This is a genomic window from Sphingomonas naasensis (assembly GCF_004792695.1).
In the GTDB taxonomy this organism is placed as follows: Bacteria; Pseudomonadota; Alphaproteobacteria; order Sphingomonadales; family Sphingomonadaceae; genus Sphingomonas; species Sphingomonas naasensis.
Map to the genome: position 1 here is coordinate 69,347 of NZ_SRXU01000011.1, position 16,462 is coordinate 85,808.

Below are 16,462 nucleotides of genomic sequence, written 5' to 3' on the forward strand. Positions count from 1 at the left end.
ATACACACCATGCCCGAGGGCCCCAGTAGTAGCGGTCAGCACACCGCAACCCACGAGACCCCCAGCGAATCCGGCGGCATATGGCGGGGCATCCGCACGCTCCTGTTCGGCGACGAGCAGGAAGAGACGCTGCGCGACCGCATCGAGGAAGCGATCGACGAGCATGAGGAGGAAGGCGGCAAGGCGCCCGCCGGCGACCTCGCGCCAATCGAGCGCCAGATGCTCAAGAACCTGCTCCATTTCGGCGAGCGCGATGCCGGCGATGTCGGCGTGCCGCGTGCCGACATCATCGCCGTCGAGGAATCGACCAGCTTCGCCGATCTCGTCCAGCTGTTTGCCGAGGCCGGGCACAGCCGGCTGCCGGTGTATCGCGACGAGCTCGATACGATCATCGGCATGGTCCATATCAAGGACGTGTTCGCGATCCTCGCGACCGGCGCGCCGCAGCCCGCGAGCATCGCCGGGCTGATCCGCCAGCCGCTCTATGTGCCGCAGGCGATGGGCGCGCTCGACCTGCTCGCCCAGATGCGCTCGAGCCGCACCCATCTCGCGGTGGTGCTCGACGAATATTCGGGCACCGAGGGGCTGATCACGATCGAGGATCTGATCGAGGAGATCGTCGGCGAGATCGAGGACGAGCATGACGAGGCGCCGACCGCGCTGCTCGTGCCGATCGACGGCGGCGGCTGGGATGCCGATGCCCGCGCCGAGCTCGAGGACGTCGCCGAGACGATCGACGAGCGGCTCGGCGAGGTCGAGGAGGATGTCGACACGCTGGGCGGCCTCGCCTTCGTGCTCGCCGGGCACGTCCCCGCCGCCGGCGAGTGCCTCGCCCATCCGAGCGGCTGGACGCTCGAGGTGACCGCGGCGGACTCGCGCAAGGTCACGCGCCTCCGCCTGCACCCGCCGAAGAAGCTCGCCGAGTCCGAGGAATAACCATGCTCAAGCGCATTCTCATCGTCCTGCTCGTCCTCGTGCTGCTGGTCGCGGGCGGCTGGTATTGGGCGAGCCGGCCGGACAAGGCTCGGCTGAGCGAGCAGGCGGTCACCGGCCGCTCGCCGCAGCTGAGCGAGACGCGGAGCCAGTCCGTCCCCACCGTTGGCATCGCCAAGCCGGTGGGCTGGAACGGCGGCAAGCCGACCGCCGCCGCGGGGCTTCAGGTCGCCGCCTTTGCCGACCGGCTCGAGCATCCGCGCTGGCTCTATCGCCTGCCCAATGGCGACGTGCTCGTCGCCGAGACCAATTCGCCCCCGCGCGAAGGCGGCGGTGTGACCGGCTGGGTGATGAACAAGCTGCTCGGCCAGGCCGGCGCCGCGGTCCCCTCGCCCAACCGGATCACGCTGCTGCGCGACAGCAATGGCGACGGCGTCGCCGACCAGCGCTCGGCGCTGCTCACCGGGCTCAATTCGCCGACCGGCATGGCGCTGGTCGGGCCGTGGCTCTACGTCGCCAATACCGACGCGCTGGTGCGCTTCCCCTTCACCCCCGGCCAGACGAGGATCACCGCCAAGCCCGAGAAGATCGTCGACCTGCCCGGCGGCGGCAATCACTGGGCGCGCAACGTGATCGCCGCGGCCGACGGCAAGAGCGTGTTCGTCAGCGTCGGCTCGTCGTCGAACATCGCCGAGAACGGGCTCGAGGCCGAGGGCCCGACCTATACCGCCGCGGGCGTCGCCGAGATGGCGCGCGCCTCGACCAAGCCCGGCCGCGCGATGATCCTGCAGGTCTTTCCGGACACGAAGACGCTGCGCGTCTATGCCTGGGGCCTGCGCAACCCCAACGGCATGGCGTTCGAGCCGAAGAGCGGCGCGCTGTGGACCGTGGTCAACGAGCGCGACATGCTCGGATCGGACATGCCGCCCGACTATCTGACCCAGGTCGATTTCGGCGCCTTCTATGGCTGGCCGTGGATCTATTGGGGCGGCTATGTCGACCGGCGCGTCACCCCCGAACGCCCCGATCTGCGCGAATATACGCGGCGTCCCGATTTCGCGCTGGGCGCGCACACCGCGCCGCTGGGGCTCGCCTTCGCCAGCGACGCGAAGCTCGGCGGCAATTGGGCGAATGGCGCGTTCATCGGGCTGCACGGCTCGTGGAACCGCGAGCCCAAATCGGGCTACAAGGTGGTCTTCGTGCCCTTCGCCGACAACGGCTTCCCGGTGCGCGAGGCGAAGCCGGTCGATCTGCTCACCGGCTTCCTCGCGCCTGACGGCAAGACCGTCCATGGCCGCCCGGTGGGAGTGATCACCGATGCGGGCGGCGCGCTGCTCGTCGCGGACGATGTCGGCAACATGATCTGGCGGGTGAGCGCGAAGCCCTAAGCCGTCCCGGCGAAAGCCGGGGCGATCACCTGAGCAGCTTGCCGCCCTTCTCGACCAGCTTCTCGCGCACTTTGGCCGCGAACAGCGCGAGCATCGGCGGCAAATGGACCTCGGCGCGCACGCGGTTGTCGAAGATGTCGAGCCGGCTGGCGACGGTCTGGCCCATCGCGGTCACGCTGAAATAGAGCGTGTCGCCTTCCCAGCGCTGCTCGACCTGCCCGCCGCCGGGAACGACCTCGGCGAGCTTGCCGATCCCGCCCGCGATCCGCACGCGAGCCGCATCCCGTCCCAGCCGGTGCGGGATCTCGACGATGACCGGATCAGCCATTAGCGGGCAAACAACAAGGCATCATCGGCAAACGCCTTGAACTCGAGCGCGTTGCCACTCGGATCGCGAAAGAACATCGTCGCCTGCTCGCCGACCTGCCCCTTGAAGCGGACATGCGGCGCGATCCCGAACGGGATGCCCGCCGCCTCGACGCGCGTCGCCAGCGTCTGCCAGTCGACCATGGTCAGCACCACGCCGAAATGGGGGACGGGCACATCGTGGCCGTCGACTTGGTTGGCCACTGCGACGGACTTCGCGCCCGGATCGAGATGCGCGACGATCTGGTGGCCGAACAGATCGAAGTCGATCCAGTGGTCGGACGAGCGCCCTTCGGGACAGCCGAGCACATCGCCGTAGAAGTTGCGCGCGGCTTCGAGGTCATGGACCGGGAAAGCAAGGTGGAAGGGACGCAGGGCCATGGGTGCATCCCTTAGCGCGCCGACCATTCACCGTCACCCCGGCCCTGTGCCGGGGTCCACCGTGCGGCAAAGGAAAGGCAAGAGCCTCGTGTCCTTCCGGCGGGGCACCGTGGACCCCGGCACAAGGCCGGGGTGACGATATGGCAATCGCCTCTCCCGCTTCCCAGAAGGAACGGCTAAGCACGCCTGCAATGCTCTCCCGTCCACTGCTCACCGCCCTGATCGCCGGCCTGATCTCCGCCACCGGTTTCGCGCCGCTGAACCTGTGGCCGATCGCGCTGCTCGCCTTCGCGGTGCTGCTCTGGCTGAGCTGGTCCGCGCCGACGCTGAAGAGCGTGCTGCTGCGCGGCTGGGTGTTCGGCGTCGGGCATTTCACCGTCGGCAACAACTGGATCCAGCACGCCTTCGACTATCAGGACAAGATGCCGCCGGCGCTCGGCTATTTCGCCGTGGTGCTGCTCGCGCTCTATCTCGCGGTCTATCCGGCGGTGGCGATGGGGCTGGCATGGCGCTTCGCCCGCGCGATGCCGCGGCGCGATCGCGCCAACGGGCCCGATTCCGGCTTCGTGCTTGCCGCCGCCGCATCGTGGATCGTCACCGAATATCTGCGCGGGGTCCTGTTCACCGGCTATCCGTGGAACCCGCTCGGGGTGATCTGGCTGCCTACGCCGATCGCCCAGCTCGCCGCGTGGATCGGCACCTATGCGCTGTCGGGAGTCACCTTGCTCGTCGCCGGGCTGCTCTTTCTTGCCGCGCGCCGCCAATATCGCCCGCTGCTGATCGGCGCGCCTTTGCTGATCGTGCTGGCGTTGCTCCGCGCCGACCTGCTCGCCACCCCCGTCGACCCGAACCCGCTCGCGCCGCGGGTCCGCGTGGTGCAGCCCAATATCGGGCAGGAAGGTGTCGGCGATGCCGATTATCCCGAGCGCGTGCTGGTCAAATTGCTCGAATGGAGCGGGCGTCCGGGCGAAGCGCCGCGACTGCTCGTGTGGCCCGAGGGCATGGTCAATTATTATGTCGAGGACGACTATGCCGATCCGCGCTTCTATGGCCGCGCCGATCCGCGCTGGGTGCGCACGCGCATCGCCGCGGCGCTCGGCCCGAAGGACATCGCGCTGATCGGCGGGACCGCGCTCTTCTTCGGCCCCGACGCCCGGGTCAACGGCGCCGGCAATTCGGTCTGGTCGGTCGATTCACGCGCCGCGCTCGGCCAGCGCTACGACAAGGCGCATCTCGTCCCCTATGGCGAATATCTGCCGATGCGCAGTCTGCTCGCCCCGCTCGGGCTCGCCCGGCTGGTGATGGGGGACGTCGATTTCGTCGCCGGGCCGGGACCCCGCGCGATCGCGCTTCCCGGCTTCGGCAAGGCCGGCATCCAGATCTGCTACGAGATCATCTTTTCCGGGCAGGTCGTCGATCGCCGCAACCGGCCCGATTTCCTGTTCAACCCGTCGAACGACGCGTGGTTCGGCCGCTGGGGCCCGCCGCAGCATCTCGCCCAGGCGCGGCTGCGCGCGATCGAGGAAGGGCTGCCGATCCTGCGCTCGACCCCCAACGGCATCTCCGCGGTGATCGACGCGCACGGCCGGCTGCTCGAATCGATCCCGCATCATCAGGAAGGCGCGATCGAGCTCGAGCTGCCGCGGCCGCTCGCGCCGACGCCGTTCGCGCGGCTGGGCAACTGGCTCGCCTTCCTCACCGCCGGGGCCCTGTATTTGTTCGCGATTGCGTTGCGGCGCCGCACCCGCTAGGGGCAAGATATAAGGAAAGCTTTATATGGGCATGGCAACGGCCCGGCTTCCTTCCCACGATTGAGGAAAACCATGCGTTCCAGCTATCTCTTCACGTCCGAATCGGTTTCGGAAGGCCATCCCGACAAGGTCGCCGACCAGATCTCCGACGCCATTGTCGATCTGTTCCTGTCCAAGGACCCGGAAGCACGCATCGCGTGCGAGACGCTCACCACCACCCAGCTCGTGGTCCTCGCCGGCGAGATCCGCGGCAAGGGGATCATGGACACCGAGGGCAACTGGGCCCCGGGCGTGCGCGAAGAGGTCGAGAAGACCGTGCGCGATACCGTCAAGCGCATCGGCTATGAGCAGGAGGGCTTCCACTGGGAGACGCTGCGCTTCGAGAACAACCTGCATCCGCAGTCGGCGCACATCGCCCAGGGCGTCGACGCCTCGGGCAACAAGGACGAAGGCGCGGGCGATCAGGGCATCATGTTCGGCTATGCCGCCGACGACACGCCCGATCTGATGCCGGCGACGCTCTATTACAGCCACAAGATCCTCGAGCAGATGGCGGCCGACCGCCATTCGGGCACCGCGCCGTTCCTCGAGCCCGACGCCAAGAGCCAGGTCACGCTGCGCTACGAGGGCAGCAAGCCCGTCGCCGCCACCGCGATCGTCGTCTCGACCCAGCACGGCAAGGGCTATGACGAGGGCGACAAGGAAGCCGAGCTCCACGCCTATGTGAAGAAGGTCGTCGCCGACATTCTTCCGGCCGAGCTGCTTTCGGACGAGACCGTCTATCACATCAACCCGACCGGCAGCTTCGAGATCGGCGGCCCTGACGGCGACGCCGGCCTCACCGGCCGCAAGATCATCGTCGACACCTATGGCGGTGCCTCGCCGCACGGCGGCGGCGCCTTCTCGGGCAAGGATCCGACCAAGGTCGATCGCTCGGCGGCGTACATCACCCGCTACCTCGCCAAGAACATCGTCGCCGCCGGGCTCGCCCAGCGCGTGACGATCCAGCTCGCCTACGCCATCGGCGTGTCGAAGCCGCTGTCGCTCTATGTCGACACCCACGGCACCGGCACCGTCGGCGACGACAGGATCGAGGCGGCGATCCAGGGCATCGAGAAGCTGGGCGGCCTCACCCCGCGCGGCATCCGCACGCACCTGCAGCTCAACAAGCCGATCTACCAGAAGACGGCGGCGTACGGCCATTTCGGCCGCAAGGCCGAGGGCGACTTCTTCCCGTGGGAGAAGACCGATCTCGTCGACGACCTCAAGGCCGCGCTGGCCTGAGCTGATCCGTAAGCTTGACGAAGGGCCGGGGAGCATTCCCCGGCCCTTTTCGTTGTCATGGCACTCCGCAGATTTGCGGAGCTCGCGTTAACCCCCGGGTAACCGCATTTGTTCACTACACAGGGTGCAAAGGAGCGGAAACGTTGGAGTCGCAATCAGTGACATCGGAAGTCGAGCGCAAGCCCGTGTCCGACTCGGGCGGCCTCACCGTTGCGTTTCAGCCGATCGCCGACATCGCGGCGAGCCGCGTCTATGCCTATGAGGCGATCATCCGCGGTCGGGGCGGCGAGACCGCCGGTCAGATCTTCGATTCGCTGCCGCCCGAAACCAGGGCCACGTTCGACCAGCGCTGCGCCGCCGGCGCGATCCGCTGGGCGATGGCGGCCGGGCTCGGCACCAGCGGCGCACGGCTGCTGATCCCGGTCCAGGCGCAATCGATCGGCGCCCCCGCCGAGCATCTCGAGCCGATCCTGCGCGTGTCGCGCCATGCCGGGCTGATCGCCGAGCGGCTGATCTTCGGCCTCGAAGGCTATCGCGATCTGCCGGGCAACAAGCTCGCCGAGATCATCGACGTGCATCGCAAGGCGGGTCCGCTGACGGCGTTTATCGGCCTTGGGCCCAACCATGCCGGGCTCGCCTTGTGCGGCCGCTATCTCCCCGATCTGGTCAAGCTCGAATCGGAGCTGGTCAGCGCGATCGCGAGCAGCTGGTCGCGCCGCCTCGTCCTCGAGGATCTCACCCCGCGCATCCGCCAACTCGGCCTCAAGGTGATCGCCACCGGGGTCGACAGCGAGCCGGTGCTCCAGCGGCTGCGCAGCTTCGGCATCACGCTGGTGCAGGGCGAGGAGATCGCCAGCCCCGCCGAGCGCACGCTGCCGACGCCGGCGCTTCGCCGCGACGCTGCCTGAAAGCTGACTCGCGCAGGCGCCGGGCCGCCGCGTTCACCAAGGCTTCCGACAACGCCCCGATCATGGCGCCGGCGAGCACGTCGCTGGCGAAATGCTTGCCGCGCGGCAGCTGGATGAGCCCGACCGTCGCCATCGCCAGGCCGGTGGCGGGCAGCGCGGCGGGATATTCGCGCGTCACTGCCCTGCCCACCGCGACGGCTCCCGCGGTGTGACCCGACGGGAAGCTGTTCCACGGCCCCTCGTCCTTGCTGCCCTTGCCGTCGGCACGGAGCGCATAGCGGCCGTCGCGGAGCATCTTGCGCGGCCGGGTGCGATCGACATGGTGCTTGATCACGGCCTTGGCCGCGGTCGCGACGAGCGCGCTCGCCAGCATCCGCAGCCCCGCGCGCAGCAGACGCGGCCGCCGCAGCGCCGCGCCCGAGCCGATCGTGGCGAGGCAGATGCCGATCAGCGGCGGCTGGTCGGCCAGCTCGCTGGCGATTCCCAGCACGCGCACCGCCGGATTCGCGCGGTGCCAAACCAGCGCTTTCGATAGCGCCGCGTCGATTCGCTCGGCCTTGCTCGCGCGTGCAGCGGCCCTCGGAGCCTTCAGCTTCGTTTTTGCCATAGCGTAACAACCCGCGAAACGCCGTGGGGTTCGCCGCGCGACTCCGCGGGTCGCCGGCGGGGTACCCCGGAGAATCCCTATCGGTGCGAACCCAATGCGGCGACACACGGAATGGGCGGCCTAAACATTAACCAATATTTCAGCGGCAACAGAGGAGCTTGCATGACCGCTACGCCGACCGCCACGATTTCAGCCGTCACGCTCAACCGCGCCGATGCGCGCCTCGATCTCCAGATCGCCTTCCACCCGATGATCGCCAAGGGCGCCGATCGCGCCTTCGCGTGGCAGGCCGTCGCCACCGCCGCCAGCGGCCGCAGCTTCGCCGCGCTTTCGGCCTCGCTGCTCCCCGAACAGCGCCCCAGCCTCGAGGCGCGCCGCATCACGCTCGCGCTCGAAGCCGCGGTCGCGATGGAGCTGCACCGCGGCGACGCGCTGATCGCCATCCCGCTCGGCGCCGCCGCCGGGCTCGCCGAGCCGCTGCTCTCGCATCTCTTCCGCGCCGCGCTGGCCAATGGCGTGCCCACCGACCGGCTGGTGATCGAGATCAACGCCGACGAGCGCGGCGATCTCGACGCCGCCGCGGCGCTCGCCCAGGCCTGCACCCGACGGGGCCTCTCGGTGGCGCTCGACGGCTTCGCCGCCGGCCCGGTCGCGCTCAAGCTGCTCGCGCGCTTCACCCCGCGCTTCGTCAAGCTCGATCCGTCGCTGGTCCGCAGCATCGACGCCAGCGCCTCGCGCCGGCTGATCGCCGAGGGCGTGATGCGCCTCGCGCGCAACATGGGGGTCACCGTGATCGCCCGCGGCGTCGAGCGGCGCGGCGAGCATGACGTCCTCCACGCAATGGGCGTGCGCCACTACCAGATCGAGGCGCCCGCGCTGCCGCAGCCCGATCTCCCCCGCCGCGAGGCGCGCAATCCGATCAGCGCGCCGACGCATCGCCGTCTCGCGCATCACCACCGCGCCGCCTTCCCGCTCCGCGCCGCGCGCCCCGCCGAAGCCGCGCTCACCGCCCAGGTTGCGTAACCGCGCTGCGGCGCTAACAGGCGCGCATGCCTGATCCGATTTCCATTCGCCGCCTCTACGGCCGCGCCAAAGGTCACAAGTTGCGCCAGGGTCAGGCGGCCCTGGTCGAGGAGATGCTGCCGCAGCTCAGCGTGCCCGAGACCGGTCCGCTCGATGCGCAAACCCTGTTCGGCGACGCCGAAGGCTCCGGGCGCCCGCTCGAATTCGAGATCGGCTTCGGCGGCGGCGAGCATCTCGCCGGCCAGGCCGCGATGCGCCCGGACCACGGCTTTATCGGTTGCGAGCCGTTCCTCAACGGCGTGGTCGGCGCGCTCAACCATATCCGCGACGACAAGCTCGCCAATGTCCGGCTGCACATGGGCGACGCGCTCGACGTGCTCGAGCGGCTTCCCGACGCCAGCCTCGACCGGCTCTATCTGCTCCATCCCGATCCCTGGCCCAAGGCGCGCCACGCCAAGCGCCGGATGGTCAATAACGGCCCGCTCGACATGATCGCCGCCAAGCTCAAGCCCGGCGCCGAATTTCGCCTCGGCACCGACGACCCGACCTATTGCCGCTGGTCGATGATGGTGATGAACCAGCGCCGCGACTTCGTCTGGCAGGCGAAGAGCGCCGCCGACTTCCTCACCCGCCCCACCGACTGGCCCGAGACCCGCTACGAGCGCAAGGCGCGCCGGCAGGGGCACGAGGTCTGGTACTTCCGTTACCGCCGGATTTAGATCAATGGCTTATCACAGTTAATCGCCTTATTTCAGTGTCTTAATCCGAAACCCGCCGCCGCCTGCCGCCGCCGGTTTCCGCTTCGGTGATTGCTGGGTGATTACTTTTCTGGTACATGAGGTTTGTCATGGCCACCGGAAAAATCACCAAGCGGACCCTCGACGCCCTCCAGGCAGGCGCCGTTACCGGCTTCCTTTGGGATGACGAACTGAAGGGGTTTGGACTCAAGATCACCGCGGGCGGCTCTGCGTCTTATGTCGTCCAGTATCGCATGGGTGGCCGCGAGGCGAAGACGCGTCGCTACACCATCGGCGGTCATGGTTCGCCATGGACGCCCTTCACCGCTCGCGAGGAGGCGACGAGACTCCTCCGCCTAGTCGCCCAAGGGATCGACCCCGTCGAATCGGACAAGCAACGACGGCGCGAGGCTGTCGACCTCGCCTTTTCCAACTACGCCGACCGCTTTGCGGCCGACTGCAAAGGGAAAGGGTGGTCGACGCTCGTAACGCGATCACTTCACCTACACGTCAAGCCGGTCTTGCGGGATAAGGCGCTTCCTACAATCACGCGCATTGATGTGGTGGCCGTGTTCGATCGCATGCCGGCGGACCAGGCCGCCAATCGTCGCAACGTCTTCGCCGTGCTGAGGCGCCTATTTCGATGGGCAGTGAGCCGCGGCGACATTGACAGAAGCCCGATGGAAGGCATGGAAACGCCGAAAGCCGTTAAACCTCGCGAGCGCTGGCTGAGTGACAGCGAGTTGGCGAGAGTTTGGGTTCAGGCTTCAGAGTGCCATCGTTGCTTTGGCCACATCGTTCGGCTCCTCATCGCTACTGGCCAGCGGCGAGAAGAGATCGGTGGTCTTCACTGGCACGAATTGAGCCGTTCGGAACGCGAGATGCGGTTGTCCGGCGATCGAACGAAGAATGGCGAGCCGACCACGATACCGCTCAATGACCTCGCGATCTCCGAACTCGACTCGGTCGCGGGTGGCGAAAAGTGGCCAAGTCGCGGCAGGGTGTTCTCGGCAGCGAGCATATCGAGCAAGCCCGCATCCTCGAAGAACCCGCCCCGGTCCTCGCTGAACAGGTCGCGGATGATGGTGCCGCCCGCCTCGACATAGGCATCGGCCCCCACGAACACCGCGCGGCGGTCATCGGCGGGCACGTTGGCGGCAGTCATGTCGCGCCGGATGATCCACGGCTCGCGGTTGTGATGCAGCCCCTCGAATACCTGCTCCTGCCGGGCATGGTCCTCGGTGATGGCGAAGGCGATAAGCTGGTCCAGCGTAAGCCCGTCCTCGCGATAGACCTGCAACAGCTTAGGGCTGACAGCCCCCAAGCGAAGCCGTTGCTTCACCACGGAAAGGGAAGCGTCGCCCAAGGGCGCGATGCTGTTCAGTCTGTGGGCGGCAGCACCCTACCGCGCCACCGGCGACCTAGATCTGCTTGGTATGGGCGAAAACGCACCCGAGCAGCTCGCGGCGGTCTTTCAGGAAATCCTTGGCGTCGCGGTCGATGACGACGGCATCGTGTTCCGGCCCGAAACCAAGATGCAAAAATTGGTCGATGGCTTGGGCACTCTGTGGAGGCAAAACCAGAACGAAAAGATCGTAATCTTCGCCACCTACCTCGGTACGGTGGACATGATCTCTCGGGAGATCGAGCAGAATTTCCCTGGTCAAGGCGTGGTCGTGCTGCGTGGCGGCGATCACGGCGCCAAAGCGGCTGCGGAGCGTCGCTTCCGGCAGAAGGATGGTCCGCGCGTCTTGGTCTGTACTGCAGCGGGGCGGGAAGGCATCAACCTCCAATTCGCGCGCATCCTGTTCAACTTCGACCTGCCGTGGAATCCGATGGACATGGAACAGCGCATCGGGCGCATTCATCGGTACGGACAGAGCCACACGGCGCAGGTTTACAACCTGGTGCTCTCGGACACCATCGAGGGCCGTATCTTCCTGCTGCTGGACGAGAAACTGACCGAGATTGCGCGCACGGTCGGCAAGGTTGATGAGCAAGGCAATGTTGCCGAAGACCTACGGGCGCAGATTCTGGGGCAATTGTCCGAGCGGTTGAATTACGACCGGTTATATCAAGAAGCCCTGTCTGATCCCGAATTGAAGCGCACGCAGGTGGAGCTGGAAGCGGCGCTGTCGAATTCTCGCGAGGCGCGGCAGGTTGTGTTCGACCTTTTCCAAGATCTCGATGGTTTCAGTTTGGACGACTACAAACCGTTCTCGGACGTATCGAGCAGCCTGGATCGGTTGGTGCGTTTCATGTCGGCGGCTGTTGCAGATCGCCAGCAGAAATTGGTGAAGGTGGACAATGTCACCTACGATCTGGTCACTTCGGAGGGCACGCGCCGTGCCCGCTTCAGCCTGAGCCGTGAAGCTGCGACAAACGAGGATGAGCTACAACTTATGGGCTTGGATCACCCGTTGGTCCTTGAGGAGTTGGGACGGTGGCGAGGCCTGGCGCCGGAGGAGATCGGCATTGCCGTGTCCGGCGACATGGATGAGCCGGTTCTGCTCTCCCTGTGGATGGTCGAGACGTCGGCCGGCAACGGCGAGCGTCGGGTGGTGGTGCAGCCGATCGCAGTCAAGCAGGACGGCACGCGCATCCCGGCGGTTGAGCGACAATGCGAAAAATACTTACAGGCACCTGGGGGGACACCGGCCCTCCAGCCCGAGCAGCGCCGCGATCTGTTCGTCCGCGCGGTCGAACCTACCTTGCAGCGAGAATTGAAACACAAAGGAGCTGTGAACGGTGACGGCAGCTATTCGGCGGAACTGATTGGATATGTCGAGATTGCCGGTCGCCGCCGCGCCTGACCGTTATGCGACGACCAGCGAGAGAGCGGATTATATCCATTCACGCGCGCGGCCCTGAGATTGGGGCGTTCATCCCAGTGGCATTTCGGGTCGGGCCGGTTCAAGAAAGGGGGCGAGCAAGCTGCTCCCTGACAAGCTCGGCCAAGAAATCCGCGAAGGGGCCGATGTCAGCCTCGGTGCTCGCACGCTCAAGGGTGGCCACATAGTCGTCGCGCAGCTCGACCGGCACGATCGTCCAGGGATACCGCAACATGCACCAGCTGCACCGCCTTGTGAAAAACCTGTTCTTCTACAATTATCTCACCATGAAGCGCGCCTAGCGCCGGAAAGGTTTCTGTGAGGATCGCTCATCTCGAGATCAGGAATTACCGCGGAATCCGGTCCCTCGACTGGTCGCCATCGCCCGGGATGAACTGTCTCATCGGACCTGGAGATTCGACCAAGACGACGATCCTTGACGCGATCGACCTCGCGCTCAATCCGCGCAGCAACTATCTCGGCGACGATACCGACTTCCATAACCTCGATTTCACCGCCGCCGCCACGATCACCGTGACCTTGGTCGGCATTCCAGCTGAGTTTTGCGCCGACAATCGCTATGGCCTCCATTTGCGGGGCTGGAATTCGGCCACCGCTACCCTCATCGACGAGCCTGGCGAAACCGACACCGGCTTTGTGGACGCGCTCTCGATCCGCGTCGAACTTGATCCCGCTACACTCGAGGGGCGTTGGTCGATCTTCAACGACCGGCTCAGCGGCACCGACGACCCGCCCTCGTTGCGCTTCACCGACGCGCGCGAACTGGCGACCACGCGCCTTGGACCTTATGCCGAACGCCATCTCGGCTGGGGACGCCATTCGATTCTGAACCGCATCGGCGATGGCGCCCGCATGACCGAGCAGCTCGCCGCAGCCAGCCGCGCAGCGCGCGACGCCTTCCGCCTCAGCAACAAGGATGTCTTCGCTATCCCGACGGAGCGTGCCGAGATCTTGGGTAAGCATTTTTCGGTTCGAGTCCGCAAAGGGCTGACCGCCGAGCTCGATATCCAGAGCGCCTCGATCACGGCAGGCGGGGTCACGCTGCACGATGGCGATTTGCCGCTCCGTACGCTCGGCACCGGCTCCTCCAGGCTCATTGTCTCCGCGCTCCAGCATAATGCGCGCGGCTCGCATATAGCGCTGGTCGACGAGATCGAGCACGGCCTCGAGCCGCACCGGATCGCCCGCCTGCTGAAATATCTGCTCGTACCGCCGGCAACCAGCGTCGCGCCCGCTGCTGCCGCTGCGCCGCAGATATTCCTGACGACCCATTCCGAAGTCGTCCTGCGCGAGCTTAGCGCGCCCAATATCCACGCCGTGTGCTGTGACGATGGCGATACCATGGTGCGCTCGGTCGAGGGCACGACCCAAGACGGCGCGGCCCAGCGATATCTGCGCAGTTCTCCTGAAGCCTTTCTCGCGCGTCGCATTCTGGTCGGCGAAGGCCGGACCGAATGCGGACTGCTTCGCGGCCTCGATACGCTCTGGATCGCTGCTGGCTCCGATTCCTTTGCGTTGAGCGGCACGGTCGCGATCGACGGGCGCGGCGTGCCCGAAGCGGTCATGTTGACCAAGCACCTTCAGGAACTGGGATATCAATGCCTGGCATTGCTCGATACCGACGAGCCACCATCCCCTGCCGATATCTCCGCCGCTGAGGCCGCCGGCGCGGTGATGCTGCTCTGGCCCGATACCTGCTCGACCGAGGAACGCATCTTTCTCGACCTCCCCTGGCCCATCGTGCGCGACCTCATTGCCTATGCGGCGTCCTGCCACACGGCGGAAAGCATATTGACGCGCATCAACGCGCAGTGCGCGCTCGCGGGCGTCGCACCTCTTCCCGATCTTACCTTGCCGGTGGCTTTCGACACGCTGGTTTTTCGCCGCCTTCTCGGTGCGACCGCCAAGGCGAAGAAGAAGCCTTGGTTCAAGTCGATCGATCACGGCGAAGCGATTGCAGCGATCATCCAGCCCTGTCTCCATCAGATTCCCATGACGCCCCTGGCGATCGGCCTTCAGCGTGTCCGCGACTGGATCGATGGCTGAACCCGACGATGCAGATCTAGCCGCCATTGTCTGCGCGACCCGGGTGGGCAGCGTCGTCGCTGCCGCCGGCTGCGGCAAGACCGAGCAGATCGCCAATGCTGTCGAACATGGTGAGGGCCGGCGTCTTATCCTGACCCATACCCATGCCGGGGTCGATGCCCTGCGCCGTCGGCTCCGCGACCGCAAGGTGCCTACCACCCGATACGCCATCGACACCATCGCTGGCTGGTGTCTGCGCTATTCCGCATCTTACCCGCTACGCTCCGGGCTGACCGTGACGGAACCCAAGGGCGAGCAGGATTGGGCGGCGGTCTATGCGGCGGCACTGCAACTGCTGGCGAGCGGCGCCATCGAACGTGTGTTGCGCGCCTCCTATTGCGGCGTCCTCGTCGACGAATATCAGGATTGCAGTCACCGCCAGCATGAGATTGTGACGGCCATCTCGAAGGTTCTGCCCACATGCGTGTTCGGCGATCCGCTGCAGGCGATCTTCGATTTCAACAGCCAGGTGCCGGTTGATTGGAATGCGGCGGTCTTTCCACACTTTCCCCTCATCCGGACACTTACGAAGGCCCACCGGTGGCATCGGCACGGCAATGCGGCGCTCGCCACATGGCTCGAGGCGATCAGGCCTGCGCTCGAATCTGGCAGCATTGTCGCGCTGGACAAGAGGCCAGCGTGCGTGACGTGGGAGTGGCTCCCGGACCAGGATGGTCCGCGTCAGAACAAGATCATCAACGCGTGCCTCAAGGCCATGGGCAACGATGGCAACTTGGTCGTCATCGCGGATTCGGTGAATGAAGGTGCGAGAGCCGCGATCGCGCGCTCGCTCGGAAAGCAGCGTTTCTCCACAATCGAGCCCGTGGAGTGCAAGGCGATCTTCGGTGCGACCCGGAAACTTGCCACGACCAACGGCCCCAAGCGGCTGGAAGCCACGCTGGATCTGCTCGAGAAGTGCATGTCAGGCGTCGGCCGGGCCGACTTCAAAAAGGCCGTTGCGGCACGAAAGCTCGGCCGCAAGCTCGGCGAAACGCGCTTTGGAACCCTGATCGGGCTGGCGCTCGCGCTCGAACAGGATGCGAGCAACGCGTCGTGTCTCGCGTTAATCGACGGTTTTGCGGGTTTGCCAGCATGCCATGTCTATCGCCGCGAGATGCTGTCAGCGGTGCGTTCCGCGCTCAAGCTGATCATGTCGGGCGAAAACGTCAGTCTCGCCGAGGCGGTCTGGCGCGTCCAGAATCAACTCCGGCACGCTGGCCGGCGCGTGCCCTATTACAGCGTGGGCAGCACCTTACTGGTCAAAGGGCTGGAATTTGCGAATGTCGTTATCGTCCACTCGCCCAACCTGAGCAACAAGGACTGGTATGTGGCGCTCACCCGCGCCACCCACCGGATCACGATCCTCTCGCCGGACAGAAGTATCCGACCTCCAGGCTAAATTTGCCCGGTGTTCAGTCGCCCTAGTCTCAGCCGTGACCTTTGGTGTGGCGCAACCTATTCATATCAGATCACAAATATAGGCTGTCTGAAGGTCAGAAAAGGGATGCCACTATGGACGAGCGGACGCTCACTCAGGTGTGGAATCAGAGCGACATTCCGGTGATTTTGCGTAGGCAGGGTAAGGGCGAGATGCTGCGTGCCCGCCTTCCCTACGCTGAGGCAAATCGGTCGTGGCTTCAGAACGGCCGCCGCAACAGCCCAATCTGGATTTCAAACAAACGCTATTGGGAGATGCCAAAGGCTTTGGTTCAACGACTTCGTCGAACGCGCGCTCGAGACGTTTGGCCAAGTCTACATTATCCAGCCATATCGCGAGCAAGAGAAGTGTTCCCCCGCCTGTCTCAACGCGGTCGGTCACGAATGCCAGTGCTCGTGCATGGGACGCAATCACGGCGCCGGTAACGACGGGACCTGGTTCGAGATATCCGAAACTTTCGCCACGCGATGGAGTGATCAGATGCTTGCGTGCCGCTTATTAAAGGCGAAACGGCTATAGCGGCGAACGGAGCGCTGGCCTCTGCAGGCGCGATGGTCGCCCGGAGTTGCGCTATGCTGGCAGCGGTTAGGGTGGCACAGGACATGCGCTCACCCATGAGAGCAGCAAATCTGGTGATTACCCGGTGATTACATCGATGAATTCCGCAACTTCAAAATCCCCATTTTCTGACTATAATTCAATGTTTTAT

The 16,462-nt window shown here is 65.6% G+C and carries 15 protein-coding genes and 1 pseudogene; 11 read left to right on the forward strand and 5 right to left on the reverse strand.

Annotation, left to right across the window (positions count from 1 at the left end):
- Nucleotides 1-9 precede the first annotated feature (9 nt).
- Together E5A74_RS19465 and E5A74_RS19470 are read left to right on the forward strand one after the other, a co-directional pair.
- Nucleotides 10-936: a hemolysin family protein gene (locus E5A74_RS19465; protein ID WP_135987284.1), complete on the forward strand. Its 927-nt coding sequence runs from the start codon at nt 10-12 to the stop codon at nt 934-936.
- Nucleotides 937-938: 2 nt separating this feature from the next.
- Nucleotides 939-2,321, forward strand: a complete 1,383-nt coding sequence (locus E5A74_RS19470) for a PQQ-dependent sugar dehydrogenase (RefSeq protein ID WP_135987285.1) — start codon at nt 939-941, stop codon at nt 2,319-2,321.
- Nucleotides 2,322-2,346: 25 nt separating this feature from the next.
- Here E5A74_RS19470 and E5A74_RS19475 read toward each other — a convergent pair whose 3' ends face one another.
- Both E5A74_RS19475 and E5A74_RS19480 read right to left on the reverse strand, forming a co-directional pair.
- On the reverse strand, nt 2,347-2,649 hold the full coding sequence (locus E5A74_RS19475; protein ID WP_135987286.1) for a polyhydroxyalkanoic acid system family protein: 303 nt from the start codon (nt 2,647-2,649) through the stop codon (nt 2,347-2,349).
- Nucleotides 2,649-3,068, reverse strand: a complete 420-nt coding sequence (locus tag E5A74_RS19480; RefSeq protein WP_135987287.1) for a VOC family protein — start codon at nt 3,066-3,068, stop codon at nt 2,649-2,651. Before E5A74_RS19480 ends, E5A74_RS19475 begins: the two co-directional genes overlap by 1 nt.
- A gap of 191 nt (nt 3,069-3,259) precedes the next feature.
- Here E5A74_RS19480 and lnt point away from each other — a divergent pair, with 191 nt between their 5' ends.
- The 3 genes from lnt to E5A74_RS19495 all read left to right on the forward strand — a co-directional run bounded on the left by lnt (nt 3,260) and on the right by E5A74_RS19495 (nt 7,011).
- Nucleotides 3,260-4,819 carry an apolipoprotein N-acyltransferase gene (lnt, locus tag E5A74_RS19485; RefSeq protein ID WP_135987288.1) on the forward strand — a complete coding sequence of 520 codons (1,560 nt, stop codon included), beginning with the start codon at nt 3,260-3,262 and terminating at the stop codon, nt 4,817-4,819.
- A 72-nt stretch (nt 4,820-4,891) separates the two neighbouring features.
- Nucleotides 4,892-6,103: a methionine adenosyltransferase gene (gene metK, locus E5A74_RS19490; RefSeq protein ID WP_135987289.1), complete on the forward strand. Its 1,212-nt coding sequence runs from the start codon at nt 4,892-4,894 to the stop codon at nt 6,101-6,103.
- Between the two features lie 143 nt (nt 6,104-6,246).
- A complete protein-coding gene (locus E5A74_RS19495) occupies nt 6,247-7,011 on the forward strand; it encodes an EAL domain-containing protein (protein WP_208411692.1) in 765 nt (254 codons plus the stop codon).
- Here the strand turns inward: E5A74_RS19495 and E5A74_RS19500 are convergent.
- Nucleotides 6,929-7,501, reverse strand: a complete 573-nt coding sequence (locus E5A74_RS19500; RefSeq protein WP_166745640.1) for a phosphatase PAP2 family protein — start codon at nt 7,499-7,501, stop codon at nt 6,929-6,931. The two genes, E5A74_RS19495 and E5A74_RS19500, sit on opposite strands and share 83 nt — an antisense overlap.
- A gap of 279 nt (nt 7,502-7,780) precedes the next feature.
- Here E5A74_RS19500 and E5A74_RS19505 point away from each other — a divergent pair, with 279 nt between their 5' ends.
- The 3 genes from E5A74_RS19505 (at nt 7,781) to E5A74_RS19515 (ending at nt 10,484) form a co-directional block, all read left to right on the forward strand.
- Entirely contained in the window at nt 7,781-8,641 is an 861-nt protein-coding gene (locus E5A74_RS19505) for an EAL domain-containing protein (RefSeq protein WP_166745641.1), read from the forward strand.
- A 26-nt stretch (nt 8,642-8,667) separates the two neighbouring features.
- The gene (gene trmB, locus E5A74_RS19510) at nt 8,668-9,360 is read left to right on the forward strand and encodes a tRNA (guanine(46)-N(7))-methyltransferase TrmB (RefSeq protein WP_135987292.1); all 693 of its coding nucleotides are present in this window, start codon (nt 8,668-8,670) and stop codon (nt 9,358-9,360) included.
- 128 nt (nt 9,361-9,488) lie between these two features.
- Complete coding sequence (locus tag E5A74_RS19515) at nt 9,489-10,484, forward strand: tyrosine-type recombinase/integrase (RefSeq protein WP_240699893.1); 996 nt, start codon at nt 9,489-9,491, stop codon at nt 10,482-10,484.
- Here E5A74_RS19515 and E5A74_RS19520 read toward each other — a convergent pair.
- Nucleotides 10,385-10,732 (reverse strand): annotated as a pseudogene (locus tag E5A74_RS19520) (chromosome partitioning protein ParB); the annotation flags it as partial. The gene E5A74_RS19515 and the pseudogene E5A74_RS19520 overlap by 100 nt on opposite strands.
- Before the next feature lie 19 nt (nt 10,733-10,751).
- Between E5A74_RS19520 and E5A74_RS19525 the strand changes: the two are divergent.
- Complete coding sequence (locus E5A74_RS19525; protein ID WP_206365925.1) at nt 10,752-12,191, forward strand: helicase-related protein; 1,440 nt, start codon at nt 10,752-10,754, stop codon at nt 12,189-12,191.
- Nucleotides 12,192-12,291: 100 nt separating this feature from the next.
- Here the strand turns inward: E5A74_RS19525 and E5A74_RS21035 are convergent, their stop codons facing one another.
- Nucleotides 12,292-12,444 (reverse strand): hypothetical protein, encoded by a 153-nt coding sequence (locus tag E5A74_RS21035; RefSeq protein ID WP_166745642.1) that lies wholly within the window; start codon nt 12,442-12,444, stop codon nt 12,292-12,294.
- Between the two features lie 83 nt (nt 12,445-12,527).
- Here E5A74_RS21035 and E5A74_RS19530 point away from each other — a divergent pair, with 83 nt between their 5' ends.
- Both E5A74_RS19530 and E5A74_RS19535 read left to right on the forward strand, forming a co-directional pair.
- Entirely contained in the window at nt 12,528-14,276 is a 1,749-nt protein-coding gene (locus E5A74_RS19530; protein WP_135987293.1) for an ATP-dependent nuclease, read from the forward strand.
- The gene (locus E5A74_RS19535; RefSeq protein ID WP_135987294.1) at nt 14,269-15,714 is read left to right on the forward strand and encodes a UvrD-helicase domain-containing protein; all 1,446 of its coding nucleotides are present in this window, start codon (nt 14,269-14,271) and stop codon (nt 15,712-15,714) included. Before E5A74_RS19530 ends, E5A74_RS19535 begins: the two co-directional genes overlap by 8 nt.
- Nucleotides 15,715-16,462 lie beyond the last annotated feature (748 nt).

Bases quoted from the DNA above. Each gene is read 5' to 3' on its own strand.
- E5A74_RS19465 (WP_135987284.1), top strand. From the start codon at position 10: ATGCCCGAGGGCCCCAGTAGTAGCGGTCAGCACACCGCAACCCACGAG.
- E5A74_RS19470 (WP_135987285.1), top strand. From the start codon at position 939: ATGCTCAAGCGCATTCTCATCGTCCTGCTCGTCCTCGTGCTGCTGGTC.
- E5A74_RS19475 (WP_135987286.1), bottom strand. From the start codon at position 2,649: ATGGCTGATCCGGTCATCGTCGAGATCCCGCACCGGCTGGGACGGGAT.
- E5A74_RS19480 (WP_135987287.1), bottom strand. From the start codon at position 3,068: ATGGCCCTGCGTCCCTTCCACCTTGCTTTCCCGGTCCATGACCTCGAA.
- lnt (WP_135987288.1), top strand. From the start codon at position 3,260: ATGCTCTCCCGTCCACTGCTCACCGCCCTGATCGCCGGCCTGATCTCC.
- metK (WP_135987289.1), top strand. From the start codon at position 4,892: ATGCGTTCCAGCTATCTCTTCACGTCCGAATCGGTTTCGGAAGGCCAT.
- E5A74_RS19505 (WP_166745641.1), top strand. From the start codon at position 7,781: ATGACCGCTACGCCGACCGCCACGATTTCAGCCGTCACGCTCAACCGC.
- trmB (WP_135987292.1), top strand. From the start codon at position 8,668: ATGCCTGATCCGATTTCCATTCGCCGCCTCTACGGCCGCGCCAAAGGT.
- E5A74_RS19515 (WP_240699893.1), top strand. From the start codon at position 9,489: ATGGCCACCGGAAAAATCACCAAGCGGACCCTCGACGCCCTCCAGGCA.
- E5A74_RS19525 (WP_206365925.1), top strand. From the start codon at position 10,752: ATGCTGTTCAGTCTGTGGGCGGCAGCACCCTACCGCGCCACCGGCGAC.
- E5A74_RS21035 (WP_166745642.1), bottom strand. From the start codon at position 12,444: ATGTTGCGGTATCCCTGGACGATCGTGCCGGTCGAGCTGCGCGACGAC.
- E5A74_RS19535 (WP_135987294.1), top strand. From the start codon at position 14,269: ATGGCTGAACCCGACGATGCAGATCTAGCCGCCATTGTCTGCGCGACC.